At 29.8% G+C, this 15133-nt stretch carries 13 protein-coding genes and 1 riboswitch; of the genes, 8 read left to right on the top strand and 5 right to left on the bottom strand.

Going from position 1 to position 15133, the window contains the following annotated elements:
- Nucleotides 1–3 precede the first annotated feature (3 nt).
- The 4 genes from prfB to ACI48P_RS19345 all read left to right on the top strand — a co-directional run bounded on the left by prfB (nt 4) and on the right by ACI48P_RS19345 (nt 5484).
- Nucleotides 4–1114 (top strand): peptide chain release factor 2 gene (prfB, locus tag ACI48P_RS19360; protein WP_475218767.1). Its coding sequence is split into 2 segments (ribosomal slippage): nt 4–78 and nt 80–1114, totalling 1110 coding nucleotides; the frame shifts between segments, so codons are not numbered across the junction.
- Between the two features lie 76 nt (nt 1115–1190).
- Complete coding sequence (locus ACI48P_RS19355; protein ID WP_475218765.1) at nt 1191–3332, top strand: Tex family protein; 2142 nt, start codon at nt 1191–1193, stop codon at nt 3330–3332.
- A gap of 23 nt (nt 3333–3355) precedes the next feature.
- The gene (locus tag ACI48P_RS19350; protein ID WP_475218763.1) at nt 3356–4513 is read left to right on the top strand and encodes an amidohydrolase; all 1158 of its coding nucleotides are present in this window, start codon (nt 3356–3358) and stop codon (nt 4511–4513) included.
- Nucleotides 4514–4627: 114 nt separating this feature from the next.
- A riboswitch (FMN riboswitch) is annotated at nt 4628–4746 on the top strand.
- A gap of 126 nt (nt 4747–4872) precedes the next feature.
- Entirely contained in the window at nt 4873–5484 is a 612-nt protein-coding gene (locus ACI48P_RS19345) for an ECF transporter S component (protein ID WP_475218762.1), read from the top strand.
- Between the two features lie 270 nt (nt 5485–5754).
- Here the strand turns inward: ACI48P_RS19345 and ACI48P_RS19340 are convergent, their stop codons facing one another.
- Complete coding sequence (locus ACI48P_RS19340) at nt 5755–6600, bottom strand: GNAT family N-acetyltransferase (RefSeq protein ID WP_475218760.1); 846 nt, start codon at nt 6598–6600, stop codon at nt 5755–5757.
- A 188-nt stretch (nt 6601–6788) separates the two neighbouring features.
- On the opposite strand from ACI48P_RS19340, the gene tsaE reads away from it, so the two are divergent.
- From tsaE to tsaD, 4 genes are read left to right on the top strand one after another with little or no spacing between them, the layout of a single operon-like run.
- Nucleotides 6789–7241 (top strand): tRNA (adenosine(37)-N6)-threonylcarbamoyltransferase complex ATPase subunit type 1 TsaE, encoded by a 453-nt coding sequence (gene tsaE, locus ACI48P_RS19335; protein WP_475218758.1) that lies wholly within the window; start codon nt 6789–6791, stop codon nt 7239–7241.
- Nucleotides 7241–7957 (top strand): tRNA (adenosine(37)-N6)-threonylcarbamoyltransferase complex dimerization subunit type 1 TsaB, encoded by a 717-nt coding sequence (gene tsaB, locus ACI48P_RS19330; protein ID WP_475218756.1) that lies wholly within the window; start codon nt 7241–7243, stop codon nt 7955–7957. The genes tsaE and tsaB overlap by 1 nt, the downstream gene beginning before the upstream one ends.
- On the top strand, nt 7947–8402 hold the full coding sequence (gene rimI / locus ACI48P_RS19325) for a ribosomal protein S18-alanine N-acetyltransferase (protein WP_475218754.1): 456 nt from the start codon (nt 7947–7949) through the stop codon (nt 8400–8402). Before tsaB ends, rimI begins: the two co-directional genes overlap by 11 nt.
- Before the next feature lie 2 nt (nt 8403–8404).
- Nucleotides 8405–9421 carry a tRNA (adenosine(37)-N6)-threonylcarbamoyltransferase complex transferase subunit TsaD gene (tsaD, locus tag ACI48P_RS19320; RefSeq protein WP_475218752.1) on the top strand — a complete coding sequence of 339 codons (1017 nt, stop codon included), beginning with the start codon at nt 8405–8407 and terminating at the stop codon, nt 9419–9421.
- A 194-nt stretch (nt 9422–9615) separates the two neighbouring features.
- Here tsaD and ACI48P_RS19315 read toward each other — a convergent pair whose 3' ends face one another.
- The 4 genes from ACI48P_RS19315 to ACI48P_RS19300 form a co-directional block, all read right to left on the bottom strand.
- Nucleotides 9616–10641 (bottom strand): DUF4179 domain-containing protein, encoded by a 1026-nt coding sequence (locus ACI48P_RS19315; protein WP_475218750.1) that lies wholly within the window; start codon nt 10639–10641, stop codon nt 9616–9618.
- Entirely contained in the window at nt 10634–11209 is a 576-nt protein-coding gene (locus tag ACI48P_RS19310; protein ID WP_475218748.1) for a sigma-70 family RNA polymerase sigma factor, read from the bottom strand. Before ACI48P_RS19310 ends, ACI48P_RS19315 begins: the two co-directional genes overlap by 8 nt.
- Nucleotides 11210–11726: 517 nt before the next feature.
- Nucleotides 11727–13103 (bottom strand): MATE family efflux transporter, encoded by a 1377-nt coding sequence (locus tag ACI48P_RS19305; protein ID WP_475218747.1) that lies wholly within the window; start codon nt 13101–13103, stop codon nt 11727–11729.
- A gap of 85 nt (nt 13104–13188) precedes the next feature.
- Nucleotides 13189–15102, bottom strand: a complete 1914-nt coding sequence (locus ACI48P_RS19300) for an ABC-F family ATP-binding cassette domain-containing protein (RefSeq protein ID WP_475218745.1) — start codon at nt 15100–15102, stop codon at nt 13189–13191.
- Between the last annotated feature and the right edge of the window lie 31 nt (nt 15103–15133).

Raw genomic sequence — 15133 nt, 5'->3', positions numbered from 1 at the left:
TAAATGTTAAACATACAAGAGTATAGAAACAGCATGGAGACAATGTCTTCAAATATAGAAGAATTGAGGGTTTCTCTTTGACATAGCTTCATTATTACAAAAAATAGATGAATATGAAGAGAAAATGAGTAAACAAGATTTCTGGAATGATAATGAAGCTGCACAAAAAGTGCTTCAAGAAAATAAATCATTAAAAGAAATAGTAGAAGAATATGAAAAGTTAAAAGAAGCCTTAGAAGAAATCGAGATTCTAATAGAAATTGGATTAGAAGAAAATGACGATTCTATGGAGAAAGAAATAGAAAATTCTATAAGCAAGCTTGAAAAAGATATTGATAACATGAGAATTAAAACTCTTTTAAGCGGAGAGTATGATAAAAATAATGCTATATTATCAATAAATGCAGGAACCGGTGGTTTAGATGCTCAGGATTGGGCTCAAATGCTTCTTAGAATGTATATAAGATGGGGCGAAGGTAAAGGATATAAAGTTAAACTTTTAGATATTATATCGGACCCTGAAGCTGGAATAAAAAGTGCGACTATTCTTATCGAAGGATTAAATGCTTATGGATACCTAAAAAGTGAAAAAGGAGTACACCGTATGGTTAGAATATCTCCTTTTGATCCATCAGGAAAAAGACATACGTCTTTTGCATCTATAGATATTACTCCAGAATTAGATGATAGTATAGAAGTAGAAATAAACCCATCAGACTTAAAGATAGACACTTATAGAGCATCTGGAGCAGGTGGCCAGCACGTAAATACAACTGATTCAGCTGTAAGAATAACTCATATTCCTACAGGAGTTGTGGTACAGTGCCAAAATGAAAGATCTCAACATATGAACAAAGATAGAGCTATGAGAATGCTTATGGCAAAACTTATAGAGCTAAAAGAATTGGAACAAAAAGAGAAGATTGAGGATTTACAAGGTAAATATTCTCAAATAACTTGGGGTAGCCAAATAAGATCATATGTATTCCAACCATATAAGCTAGTTAAAGATCACAGAACTAATGCTGAGATTGGTAATGTGGATAGTGTAATGGATGGAAATATAGATTTATTCATAAATGAGTATTTAAAAATGAATAAGGCAAAAATGTAGATACAATAGGGCTTGAGAATTTATTCTTAAGCCTTATTTTGAGCAAATACACAAAACTAATTTGAAGAGGTAGATTATGAATATAAATGAGATTTTAAAAAATGAATTTAACCTTAGAGATAGCCAGATAGAAAATACTATCAAACTTATAGATGAAGGTAATACAATACCTTTTATAGCTAGATATAGAAAAGAAGCTACAGGTGAAATGAGTGACGTAACTTTAAGAGAGTTCTACGATAAACTTATATATTTAAGAAACCTACAAAGTAGAAAAGAAGACGTATTAAGAATTATTGAAGAGCAAGGAAAGCTTACAGAGGAAATAACTAAAAGTGTAGAAAAGGCAAAAACACTTCAAGAAGTTGAAGATATTTATGCACCATATAAACAAAAGAAAAGAACAAGAGCAACTATTGCAAAGGAAAAAGGATTAGAAAATTTAGCATTATCAATACTTAAGGAAAATATAGCAAGTATAGAAGTGGAAGCAAGCAACTACATAAATGAAGAAAAAGAAGTGAATTCTGTAGAAGATGCTTTAAAAGGGGCAAAAGATATTATAGCTGAAATTGTTTCTGATGATGCTAAAATAAGAAAATACATTAGAGATATTGCCTTAAGAGAAGGTGTTATTGTTACTAAAAATACTAAAGATGAAAAATCAGTATACGATATGTATTATGAATATAGTGAAGGTGTAAAAAGTATAGCACCTCATAGAGTACTAGCAATAAACAGAGGAGAAAAAGAAGATTTCTTAAGAGTTAAGCTAGAAATAAACAACGATAAAGTAATAAATCACATAGTAAATGAATATGTAAATAACAGTAACTTTAAAAATAAAGAAGAAATAGTTAATGCAATAGATGATTCTTATAAAAGATTAATATTCCCTTCGATTGAAAGAGAAATAAGAAATCACCTTACAGAAATAGCCCAAGAACGTGCTATAAGTGTATTTGGACAAAATATAAAGAGTTTATTACTTCAACCACCAGTAAAAGATAAGGTTGTTATGGGATTTGACCCTGCATTTAGAACAGGGTGTAAAATTGCTGTAGTTGATAAAAATGGTAAGTTATTAGATTATACTACTGTTTATCCAACTGAGCCTCAAAACAATGTAGAAGGTACAAAAAAGACGTTAAAAGAGCTAATAGAAAAGCATAATGTAGATATCATAGCAATAGGAAATGGTACAGGTTCAAGAGAATCAGAAAAGATAGTTTCAGATATGATAAAAGAAATAGATAGACCAGTTCAATATATAATTGTAAATGAAGCTGGAGCATCTGTTTATTCTGCATCTGAGCTTGCTAACGAAGAACACCCAGATATAAATGTTTCAATAAGAGGTGCCATATCTATAGGTAGAAGATTACAAGATCCACTTGCAGAGTTAGTGAAGATAGATCCTAAGAGTATAGGGGTAGGACAATATCAACATGACTTAAATAAAAAGAGATTAGAAGATGTTTTAAATGGAGTGGTTGAAGACTCAGTAAATAGCGTTGGAGTAGACTTAAATACTTCATCATATTCTCTTTTAGAGCATATAGCAGGTATAAGTAAAACTATCGCTAAAAACATAGTAGCTTATAGAGAAGAAAATGGAGATTTTACTTCAAGAGCTCAATTAAAGAAAGTAAAAAGATTAGGACCTCAAGCCTTCACACAATGTGCAGGATTTATGAGAATTCTTGATGGCAAAAATCCACTAGATAACACTGGTGTTCACCCTGAAAGTTATGACATATGCAAAAATATGTTAGAAATTCTAGGATATACTTTAGATGATATTAAAAATAAAAATATAAACGATATAGATGAAAAAGTTGCTCAAATAGGACTTAAAACTTTAAGTGAAAAACTAGAGGTTGGTCAAGTAACATTAAAAGATATAATATCAGAAATTAAAAAGCCAGGTAGAGACCCAAGAGAAGAGGGTATAAAACCAATATTAAGAACGGATGTATTGAAGATAGAAGATATTCAAGAAGGTATGGTACTAAAAGGTACTGTAAGAAACGTAGTAGACTTTGGTGCTTTTGTTGATATCGGAATAAAAAATGATGGTTTAGTTCATAAGTCACAAATGAGTAAGACATTTGTTAAGGATCCAATGAGTATAGTTACTGTAGGGGATGTAGTAGATGTTAAAGTAATTAGTGTAGATATGAACAAACAAAGAGTAGCTCTATCTATGAAGATATAATGAGCTAATCAGGAGGAGATTAAATGTTATTTATAAAAAATGGAACTGTAAATACAATAACTAATGGAGTAATTAAAAGTGATATTCTAATAGAAAATGGAAAAATAATAGAAATAGGAGATAATATAGTAGCTCCTTTAGACGTAGAAATAATAGATGTTGAGGGTAAATATGTATACCCTGGATTTATAGATGCACATACGCATTTAGGTCTTTGGGAAGATGGAATGGGATTTGAAGGTGCAGATGGTAATGAAGAAACTGACCCTATAACTCCACACTTAAATCCTATAGATGGTATTAACCCTATGGATAATACTTTTTTAGAAGCTAGACAAGGTGGAATAACATCAGTTTGTACTACACCAGGTAGCGCAAATGTTATGGGCGGACAATGTGTAGCTATCAAAACTGTAGGAAAAAGAATTGATAAAATGGTAATAAAAAATCCTGTTGCTTCTAAAATAGCTTTTGGAGAAAATCCAAAAAGTTGTTATGGTAGAGACGAAAAAATGCCTCAAACAAGAATGGCAATAGCTGCTCTTCTTAGAGAAAATCTAAAAAAAGCAGAAGAATATTTAGATGAAATAGAGTTATATGAGGAACATGAAGATCATGATAAGCCAGAGTATGATATAAAAATGGAAAGCTTAATACCAGTATTAAGACAAGAAATACCTTTTAAAGTTCATGCTCATAGAGCAGATGATATGTTTACAGCTATAAGAATAGCCAAAGAGTTTGATTTAAAACTTACTTTAGATCATTGTACTGAAGGTCACCTTATTGCTGATGAGTTAGCAGAAGAAGGATACCCTGTAATAGTAGGTCCATCACTATCTGAAAGATCAAAAATTGAGCTTAGGAATTTAACTTTTGATACAGCAGGAATATTATCAAATGCAGGATTAGAGGTATCTATAATGACTGACCATCCTGTAATTCCAGTTCAATATCTTCCTATGTGTGCAGGAATTGCTGTTAAACATGGTATGGACAAAGAAAAAGCATTAGAAGCCATAACAATAAATCCAGCAAAAGCACTTGGGATTGAAGATAAAGTAGGTTCTATAGAAATAGGTAAAGATGCAGATATAGTAATATGGGATAATAGTCCTTTAGAATTACAAAGTAATGTGTTATATACTATAATTGACGGTAAAGTTGTTTATTCAAAATAAAGATTGATATAAATTAATTTAATACAGTAAGAAAAATTTTTATGGTAGATTTAGTTGACAATATATTCGGAATTTAATAATATATAATTGTAAAAGGAAAACTAAATAGCTAACGAAGATCTTCGGGGCAGGGTGAAATTCCCTACCGGCGGTATAGCCCGCGAACTGCTTAGGCAGTATGACTTGGTGAAATTCCAAGGCCGACAGTAAAGTCTGGATGAGAGAAGAGAGTTATGGATTTATTTTAACGTTTGGAATTTTTTATAGTTATAAAACTATATCCATATATAAGCTCGAAGATGAAGTCTTCGAGCTTTTTGTTTTTCCTAATATTTATAAAAATTAGGAGGATGCAAATTATGCAACAAAGTATTAAAAGTAATAAGGTGTTTACAACATCAACACTAGTAAAGGTAGGGATATTATCAGCTATAGGATATATACTAATGTTTATATCTATTCCGCTACCTACGTTATTTCCAGGATTCTTAAAAATAGATGTATCAGATTTACCTGCATTATTAGGTGGAATGGGATTAGGACCATGGGCTGGACTTACAATAGCATTTATTAAAAACTTACTTCAAGTTGTTACAGGAATGTCTACAACAGGAGGAGTTGGTGAGTTTGCAAACTTCTTAATAGGTGGATCTTTTGTGCTTACAGTTTCAGTTATGTATAGAAGTAAAAGAGAGTTATCTTCAGTAATAAAAGGTCTTTTATTAGGTATAGTAGTAATGACTATAGCAGGATGTTTATCTAACTACTTTATAATATTACCAGCTTATGAGATGGTAGGATGGTCAACAGAAGCAGTAGTTTCAATGGGAGCAGCTATTAACCCTGCAATATCTGATAAGATGTCATTCATAGTATGGATGATAGCACCATTTAATGTGCTGAAGGCAACGTTAATGGCATTATTAACAGTACCGCTATACAAAAAAACAGAAAAAGTGTTGAATAAGTAAGAACTGGAAAATTTTGAGATGGATTGGCGCTCCGGGTAATATATAATAGTTCTATGCCATGCAAGCTGAGAAACGTGCTTGCAAATGGCATTTGAACTATTATATATTACCCTTCGCTAAATCCATCTCAAAATTTTTTTAGTTTCACTGTGGAAATGGAGAAGAAAAATAAAAAAATTTTACTCCGTAGAGTAAAATTTTTATTTTTAAAATAATCTATTTTTTTAACTATATATTTGATATAGAATAAGTTCTATTAAATAGCGTTAGTTATCTATATACAAAATATAGGCAGTCATTTTCGAATTCATCTAAGCATTCGAAGTTGTGTGATTTTAAATCTTTAATAAGTTGTGAGTTAGAGCAAGTTAGACAGATGTCTATTTCATTGCACTTGTATTTTAAAAGGCAATAGTCTGTTATAGTGTTTATGCTATCTATGTTTTCGTCTAGGCACATTATTGATACGAAATCTGATTTAGATTTAAGGATAGCTTTATAGCCATTAACACTGATTAGGCTATTGTTAGTTACTAAGTCATTGTACACGTCTTTGCATAGGTCTATATATGTAAATCCATGTACTATTTTATTGTTGAAGTTTTTAAAATAATCTAGTTCTATTAAGTCTTCGTAAGATATGTCCCAAGTTTTTGCATCAAAGTTTTCAAGGGATAGGTTATTGTTTATGTTATTTATATTTTTAAAAACAAGCATGCAACTTTGTTCTAAGTTGAAGCCTCGGTTAGTCATCATATGTATGCTGGCAGTGGTGTCTTTGTGAGTACACATTCCAATGTTAGTGATTATGTTGTTTTTTAAATCTTCTTTAGCTATGTTTAATAATTTATCAGAGATTAAGTTAGCATAGCCCTTACCTCTAGAATCTGGATGAATGCGTAAGCCTTCTAACCATCCTTGTCTATCTATTAGAACTGTGTATTTGCCTAAACCAACAAGTTTATCACCTTCAAATAGCCCCATGAAGCACCCTTCTTTTTCAGCTACCCATTTGTGAAATATATCAGGAACATAGTCGTTACCATCCCAAATATTCTCACATAATTTTTTTACATCATTATAATTTTCATTTGTTAAAACTTTAAAATTCTCCATATCAATACCTCCTCAAGTAATAGTAGCATAGAATAAGATTTAGCGATGTATTATTTTTTGCAGAAATGTAATTGAATATATTAAAAAGTCAACAATATTAGATAAGATTATAATTACAAAGACTTTATAATAGGTGAGGGTTGTAATATAATAATATCTAGCGGATAAAAATTAATGGAGATGAAAATATGATTAAAATATATTTAGACGGAGAAGAACAAACTAAGGAAATTGGATATAAGCTAGGAACTTTATTAACTCCAGGTAGTGTTATATGTTTAGTAGGTGATTTAGGTGCGGGAAAAACTACTATGACACAAAGCTTAGCACAAGCTTTAGAAGTTGATGATTATATAACTAGCCCAACATTTACGATTGTAAATGAGTATGAAGGTAAGATGCCATTATATCATTTTGATGTTTATAGAATCGGAAGTAGTGATGAAATGTATGATATTGGATACGATGAGTATATAAATGGTGAAGGTGTATGTATAATAGAATGGGCAAATTTAATAGAAGATATATTACCAGATGAATATTTACACATAGAATTAAGATATAAAGATATGGGAAGAGAAATGATATTAAACCCAGTTGGAGAAAAATACGAAAGAATAGTTGAGGAGCTGACAAAATAATGAAAGTATTAGGAATAGACACTTCTTCGTTAGCTGCAAGTGTAGCTGTAGTAGAAGATAATAAATTAATTTGTGAGTACACAATAAATACTAAAAAGACTCACTCTCAAAAGCTTATGTTAATGATAGAAAATATGCTTAAGATAAGTGATATAAATATTAATGAAATGGACATGATTGCTATTTGTGAAGGACCAGGTTCGTTTACGGGTCTTAGAATAGGTATGTCTACTGCGAAAGCTATATCTCATGTTAACAAATTACCTATAGTAGGAGTAAACTCATTAGAGTTATTAGCAGGTAATATGAATTTATGTGAGAAGAAAATATGCGCTATATTAGATGCTCAAAAAACTCAGGTTTATATGGGACAATATAAATATGAAAATGGACAATTAGTTGAGCTAAAGAGCATAGATGTTGTAGAAATAGATGATTTAATAGAAGAGCTAAAAGCTACTAATGAAGAATGGATAGTAGTTGGAGAAGCTGTATATAAATACGAAGATAAATTAAATGAAGTTGATAATATACACATACCTGCATCATCTCATAATGTAAGCAAGGCAAGTAGTTTATGTGTTGTAGCAATGGATAAATATAAAAATAATATAAATACTCATGACTGCTACAGTATAAATCCAGTTTATATTAGAAAATCTCAAGCAGAAGTTCAATATGATGAAAAGATGAAGAGGTTACAAGATGGAAAATAATTTAGTTATAGAAAGAATGACATCAAAAGATATTGATGGAGTTTTTGAAGTTGAGAAAAACTGTTTTGAGCATCACTGGTCAAAGGATGCTTTTGCAAAAGAATTAAAAAATGATGTTGCAAGATACTTAGTAGCAAAAATAGATGGAAAAGTAGTTGGTTATGTAGGCATATGGTTTGTTGTGGATGAAGGTCATATAACAAATGTAGCTGTTCATAGTGATTATAGAGGTAAAAAAATAGGTGATGAGCTAGTAAAAGCACTTGTAGAGCTTTGTAGAGAAAATAATATTGTATCAATGACATTAGAAGTAAGAGTATCTAATGTTGTAGCTCAAAATTTATATAAAAAATATGGATTTAAATTGGCTGGTATAAGAAAAGAATATTATAGTGATAACAAAGAAGATGCTATGATAATGTGGAATGATGTAAAGGCGGTGTAGGCATGAAGGATATAATAACTTTAGCTATAGAAAGTAGCTGTGATGAAACAGCTGTAGCAGTATTAAAAAATGGTAGAGAAGTATTATCTAATATCATAAATACTCAAATGGATCTACATAAAAAGTTCGGAGGGGTAGTTCCAGAAGTAGCATCTAGAAAACATATAGAGAATATAGATAGCGTATTAGAAGAAGCTTTAGAAAAAGCTGATATTACATTAAATGATATAGATCATATTGCAGTAACATATGGTCCGGGTTTAGTAGGAGCATTATTAGTAGGGTTATCTCATGCTAAGGCTCTTGCTTATACATTAAATAAACCTTTAGTAGGTGTAAATCATATAGAGGGTCATGTAAGTGCAAACTATATTGAACATAAAGATTTAAAACCACCATTTATAACTTTAATAGTTTCTGGTGGACACACTCACTTAGTAGAAGTAAAAGATTATGGAGAGTACGAAATATTAGGTAGAACAAGAGATGATGCATCAGGAGAAGCCTTTGATAAAATAGCTAGAGCTATGGGACTTGGATATCCAGGTGGACCAATAGTAGATAGATTAGCTAAAGAAGGAAACAAAAAAGCTATAGATTTCCCAAGAGCTTTCAAAGATGAAGGATACGACTTTAGTTTTAGTGGATTAAAATCAGCAGCACTAAACTACCTAAATGCTAAGAAAATGAAAAATGAAGAAATAATAGTAGAAGATGTATGTGCATCATTCCAAGAAGCTATAGTAGATGTTTTATCTAGTAAAGCTATAAAAGCAGCAAAAGAAAAAGGATACAACACAGTAACTCTAGCAGGAGGAGTTGCATGCAACTCAGCACTAAGAGAAAAAATAACAGAACTAGGGAAAGCGAACAATGTAGATGTTAAATATCCACCATTAGTACTATGTACAGACAACGCAGCAATGATAGGATGTGCAGGATACTACAACTACATTAAAGGAAGAAGAGACGACATGAGTCTTAACGCAGTACCAAACCTGAAAATAAACGAAAAATAAATAACAAAGGACGATACTGAGCAAAAAGTCCCCTCTATAATAGACGATTAAAAAAGTCTATTATAGAGGGGACTTTTATGCATACTAAAATAAATATACTATAGTCCACAAAATTATATGAGCAAAAACTATTTGCATTACCACTTACATTTAAAATTGTTAGTTTATGAAAATGATAGATTTTTTAGTGTTTTCTATTTTATTTTTATTTTAAACTCTGTCACATCCGAAGTAGACTGATTATTAAAATCACTGAATTTAACAATTACATAATCATTAGAATTAGGATTTCCTATACCATATACATTATCATTAACCACACTATCATAAACAACGCCTCTCTTTACTCGGTATGTATTCTCATCTAACAACTCATCATAAACTTTAGAAGGAAGACTACCTATATATTTGGAAGATAATGTTATAGAAGGTTTTTTACCATTAGTATTAGATATTAAAGACTCAGGAAACTCTACATTAACACTTGTACTATAAGGTGTTATTTCTAATGACTTTATTGTAAGTCCATCTTTTGTTTCATTAACATCTATAACCGTAGCAGGCACGTTAGGTTTTAACTTAAATTTAAAGTCAAAAGTTTCATTTACAGATTTTTCAATGTTACCAGAATCAGAATATGTAAAAATCTTATTTAAAACAAAATCCACTTTAAGTTCTTTAGGAGCTTTTCTACCTTTGTAATTTATATTATAAGATTGCATAAAAGTGTACGTATATTCATCTACATACTCACCTCCTACAGTATGACCTTTAACTACAGTAGCATTACGTACAGTTAATATTTCATCTGTAAATAATTTATCCTTATAAAAACCACTGTTTTGATGAAGGAGTTTATTCTGAGATTTTATAGTGTATGTAAGGTTTATTTGATGGCCATCATAAACAACATCATCAATTGTAAATGTAACCCCATTAATAGTTTTAGATAGACCCATATTTTCAGAATAAGTAGAGTAATTTTTAGGATGATTGATTACAAAATCAAGTTTTTCAAATAAATCATTAACAAATAGTGTACTATTTGCCGACGAATAACTTAAAGTTCCAATACATATAGTTGCTGAAAAAATAAATATAGATGCAATCTTAACATATTTAAACTTATGTTTTTTCTTTATAAGTTTTCCTTTTTGAATTGTTTTATTAGTTTCTAATTTTATATTCTCAGGAATTTTGATATCATCAAACTTAGACATGGTAATCCCCCCTTAAAATATCATACATTTTTATTTTTCCTCTCCTTATATTTGTTTTTATAGTGCTTTCGTTTGTACTTGTTATTTCTGAAATCTGTTTAATAGTTAAATCATAAAAATATTGCAATATAATGGGCGTTCTATATTTTTCTTCTAAGATATCAATTGCATCATATAAATCCAACTTTTCTTCTATATCAATATAAGAGCATTCGGTAATAATATTTTCATTAAAGTCATATTCAACTAAATTAAAGTTCTTGTAAATTGAATGAATATTATTTATTAGTATTTTAGTTATCCAAGATTTAAAATAGTTAATATTTTTTAACTTAGATATATTCAAATATGCTTTTAATACAGTTTCTTGATAAATATCTAAAGCATCTTGCGTATTTTTAGTATATAAAAAAGCCATTTTGTAAAGATATTCTTCATAAGAATCTATTAGTTTTTCAAAAGCAAAATCATCTCCATGTTGAGATTTAATTATTAATAATTCTTCATTAGAGTAATGTTTAGAATTGTTAAAAATATTAACTTTTGGTATAAATTTATTTTTTATCATAACAATCTCCTTAACAAAAGTTTCATATATAAGACTACTTATATATGGAAAAAGTTTCAAGGAATTTACATATTTTTATCAAGTAGCGTAGTATATATATTTTTTTAAAAGAAATTTAATTTTATATATTAGACAAACTGGACTTTTTTAGTTTATCGACAACTATGATATATCTATAGTTAGGGGCAGGGGATAAATAAAGGTAAAATAGCAACACCAAAGTATTGTACAATATCGAGTGAAATCAGTGGAATAAAAATAAGATGACTCCTGTTAAATACAGAAATCATCTTATTGATAGCTAGTTATTTTTATGTACCTTGCAAAGGATACATTTTGCTTTTTTATTTTACTATACCATAAAACATTCATGCACTAAGATGTCAATTAATCTAGCGGAGGGTTGATGATATAAGTTCTACTGACATTTGCAGGCGGCTTCATGCCTGCATGGAAGAGAACTAATATACCAACCCGGAGCGGTAATTACATGACCAATCTGTGCATGAATATTTTTTTATCCCATTTCTTTGACTAAGTTTACTGCCCATTTTTTTGATAGTGCTCTAGGAACACCAAATATAAACTTAACTAATTCTTCACTATAAGACAACAATACTAAAATATAAATAGGAGTACCGTAATAAGCTGCTATAAACGTAAGAGGTAAAGAAACTAACCACATACATCCTAACTCTAAGAATAGCGCATACTTTGTATCTCCGCCACTTCTTAAAACACCTATTATTATCAACGTATTAAATGATCTAAGAGCAAGAACTGCACCCATTATAACGAAGATTTTGCTAATATCAGCTACTAAGTGTGGTTGAACATTAAATATCTTTAATAAAAGAGGAATATTTACTATCAGTAATCCTCCAAATACTAAGCCAACTAAGAAAACTAAAGCAGAGAATTTTTTAGCATATACAATAGCTCTATCTATTCTGTCTGCACCAAGTTCATTACCTAGCATTATTGATCCACCAATAGCTATACATACAGCTGTCATAATAAAGAAGTTACCTGTACTTGTAGCTATCTGACTTGCAGCTATAGCTGAAGTACCAGCTTTAGAATAAGCAACAGAGTATAACACAGTACCAATTGCCCATGTAGTATCATTTACGAATATAGGTAAACCCTTAGATAAAAATGAATTAACAAATGACATATCTAAAGCTTTTACATCCTTTAATGTAAACTTTAAGACATAATCTTTTTTAACTATATACACATATCCAAGTATTAAGCATAATTCTATAATTCTTGCTAATACCGTTGCTATTGCAGCACCTTGTACTCCTAATTTAGGAAGTCCAAAATTACCGAATATTAATCCGTAATTTAATACTAGGTTTGTAAGTAAAGCTATTGCACTACAAAACATACCTAATTTAGGATTTCTTATACTTCTTGAACCCATACTAAACACAGTACTTACAGCTATTAGAGGATAACAGAACCCTATAACCATAAAGTATTCGATACATAGTTTTACAACCTCTGGGTCTTGAGAGAATACATTTACTATAACTTTAGGTAAAAATAAAGCTGGTATAAAAAAGAAACAACTTAATATAAGAGCTAATATAGTATTTAATCCTGTAACCTTTCTTATATTTTTAATATCTTTTTTTCCATAGAATTGAGAAATAAATACACCTGCACCACCTGTAATTCCAGTTAATGACATGTTGAATAAGAAGAAAAATTGATTTGCTATACCAATAGCTGCAACAGAAGCTTCCCCTAAACTACTAATCATTACAGTGTCTATTATATTAACAGAAGTGGATATTAGGTTTTGTACAATTATAGGAATGCATAAAGATATAAGCATTTTGTAAAATACTTTGTTCTCATCATTTCGAGAAAATAAATCTCGCACAAAATCACCACCCAATATACAAAATTATAGATATACATAATATCATAACAAAAATACTATGTATATCTATATAAACTTTCCAATATTACATTAGTTCTTCCCATTCTTCATATAGAGAAGATAACTTATTTTCTAGATTTGTTTTTTCTTGACTGACTTCTTTAGCTTTTTCAGGATTTGAGTAAACCTCTTCTTTGCATAAAAGTACATCTAATTCTTCTATACCTTGTTCTGTTTGCTCGATTTCCTTTTCAAGCTTTTGAATTTTTACTCTATTTTTCTTTTCTAATTCTCTTTGTTCTCTTTCTTTCCTTTTTTCTTCTTTAACTTGAGTCTTAGTTTTCTCTTCTTGTACTTCTACAATACTCATTTCTTGTGCTTGTCTTTTCTTTTCTATGTAGTAATCGTAGTTTCCAAGATACTCTGTAACCCCTGAATTATCTAATACTAAGATTTTATCAACTACAGTGTTAAGGAAATATCTATCATGAGATATAGTAAATATAGTTCCTGTATAGCTTAATAAAGCTTCTTCAAGAACTTCTTTAGAGTCTATATCTAAGTGGTTAGTAGGTTCATCTAATAATAAGAAATTAGATTTAGATAAAATAAGCTTTAATATTGCAACTCTAGCTCTCTCTCCACCACTTAATGTAGATATTTTTTTGAAGACTTCTTCATCTTCAAATAAGAATGCTCCTAGCATACTTCTTATCTGTGTTTGTGTTAAGTACTTATTATCATCCCAAATTTCATCTATAATAGTATTTTCTAAGTTTAGAGTTTTTTGTTCCTGGTGGAAATAAGAAACATGCACGTTTGTACCAAATTTAATATCACCAGATAAAGGTGCAAGTTCATCTGTTAAAATTTTGAATAATGTAGATTTACCAATACCATTAGGTCCGATTAGAGCGACTTTTTCACCACGATATATATTTAAGTCTAGATCTTTGAATAATATTCTCTCTCCATATCCCATAGAGACATTACTAACTTGTAGTACGTCATTTCCACTGGTAACAGATGGATTAAACTCTATCCTAGCTCTTTTTCTATCGCCATCAGGCTTGTCTAAAACATCTACCTTAGAAAGCATTTTTTCCTTACTTCTGGCTCTTTTAAGATGTTTTTCTCTACCATAGGCCTTTAATCTTTCTATAGATTCTTCTTGTTTTTTTATGTCCTTTTGTTGATCTTCATACTGTTTTTGTTCAATTTCTTTTTCTATAGCAGAAGAAACTATAAAATTAGAATAATTTCCGTTATAAGCTTTTAATCTTCTATTATGAATTTCAAATATTCTATTTACAGTTTGGTCTAAGAAGTATCTATCATGTGAAATCAAAATAACAGTACCTCTATACTGTTTTAAGAAGACTTCTAACCATTCTATTGCATCAGAGTCTAAATGGTTAGTAGGCTCATCCAATAATAATAGAGTAGGCTTCTTTAATAGAAGTTTACCTAAAAGAACTCTAGTTTTTTCACCACCAGATAAAATACTTATAGGTTTAGTCATATCATCATCACTAAAACCAAGACCTTTTAGTACACCCTTTGCTTCAGATTTATAGCCATAACCATTCATATCTGAAAATAATTCTAATTTGTGAGCATACTCATCCATAAGTTTATTAAGGTCTTTTGAATCTGAATTAGTACTTTCCTTAGAAATCTTTATTTCTAATTCTCTTAGGTAAGCTTCCATATCAATTAAGTCTCTAAATACTTCTAAAACTTCATCTAATATATTTTTATCAGAGTGGAAGTTAGTATTTTGCTCCAAATATCCTATTTCACAATCTTTAGAAGTGTATATATCTCCACTATCGTATCCATAAATACCAGATATTATTTTAAATAAGGTAGTTTTACCAGTACCATTAACACCGATAATACCTATTTTATCTCCTTCATTTACTGTAAAACTAACATTTTCTAATATAGAATCTATTCCAAAACTTTTATTTAAGTTATTACACGACAAAACAATCATAAATTTCTACCTCCTTGAACTATCTAAAATT

The organism is Romboutsia sp. LXY-2, assembly GCF_056171995.1.
This window is presented reverse-complemented; position numbering and strand designations above follow the sequence as displayed.

Bases quoted from the DNA above. Each gene is read 5' to 3' on its own strand.
- ACI48P_RS19355 (WP_475218765.1), top strand. From the start codon at position 1,191: ATGAATATAAATGAGATTTTAAAAAATGAATTTAACCTTAGAGATAGC.
- ACI48P_RS19350 (WP_475218763.1), top strand. From the start codon at position 3,356: ATGTTATTTATAAAAAATGGAACTGTAAATACAATAACTAATGGAGTA.
- ACI48P_RS19345 (WP_475218762.1), top strand. From the start codon at position 4,873: ATGCAACAAAGTATTAAAAGTAATAAGGTGTTTACAACATCAACACTA.
- ACI48P_RS19340 (WP_475218760.1), bottom strand. From the start codon at position 6,600: ATGGAGAATTTTAAAGTTTTAACAAATGAAAATTATAATGATGTAAAA.
- tsaE (WP_475218758.1), top strand. From the start codon at position 6,789: ATGATTAAAATATATTTAGACGGAGAAGAACAAACTAAGGAAATTGGA.
- tsaB (WP_475218756.1), top strand. From the start codon at position 7,241: ATGAAAGTATTAGGAATAGACACTTCTTCGTTAGCTGCAAGTGTAGCT.
- rimI (WP_475218754.1), top strand. From the start codon at position 7,947: ATGGAAAATAATTTAGTTATAGAAAGAATGACATCAAAAGATATTGAT.
- tsaD (WP_475218752.1), top strand. From the start codon at position 8,405: ATGAAGGATATAATAACTTTAGCTATAGAAAGTAGCTGTGATGAAACA.
- ACI48P_RS19315 (WP_475218750.1), bottom strand. From the start codon at position 10,641: ATGTCTAAGTTTGATGATATCAAAATTCCTGAGAATATAAAATTAGAA.
- ACI48P_RS19310 (WP_475218748.1), bottom strand. From the start codon at position 11,209: ATGATAAAAAATAAATTTATACCAAAAGTTAATATTTTTAACAATTCT.
- ACI48P_RS19300 (WP_475218745.1), bottom strand. From the start codon at position 15,102: ATGATTGTTTTGTCGTGTAATAACTTAAATAAAAGTTTTGGAATAGAT.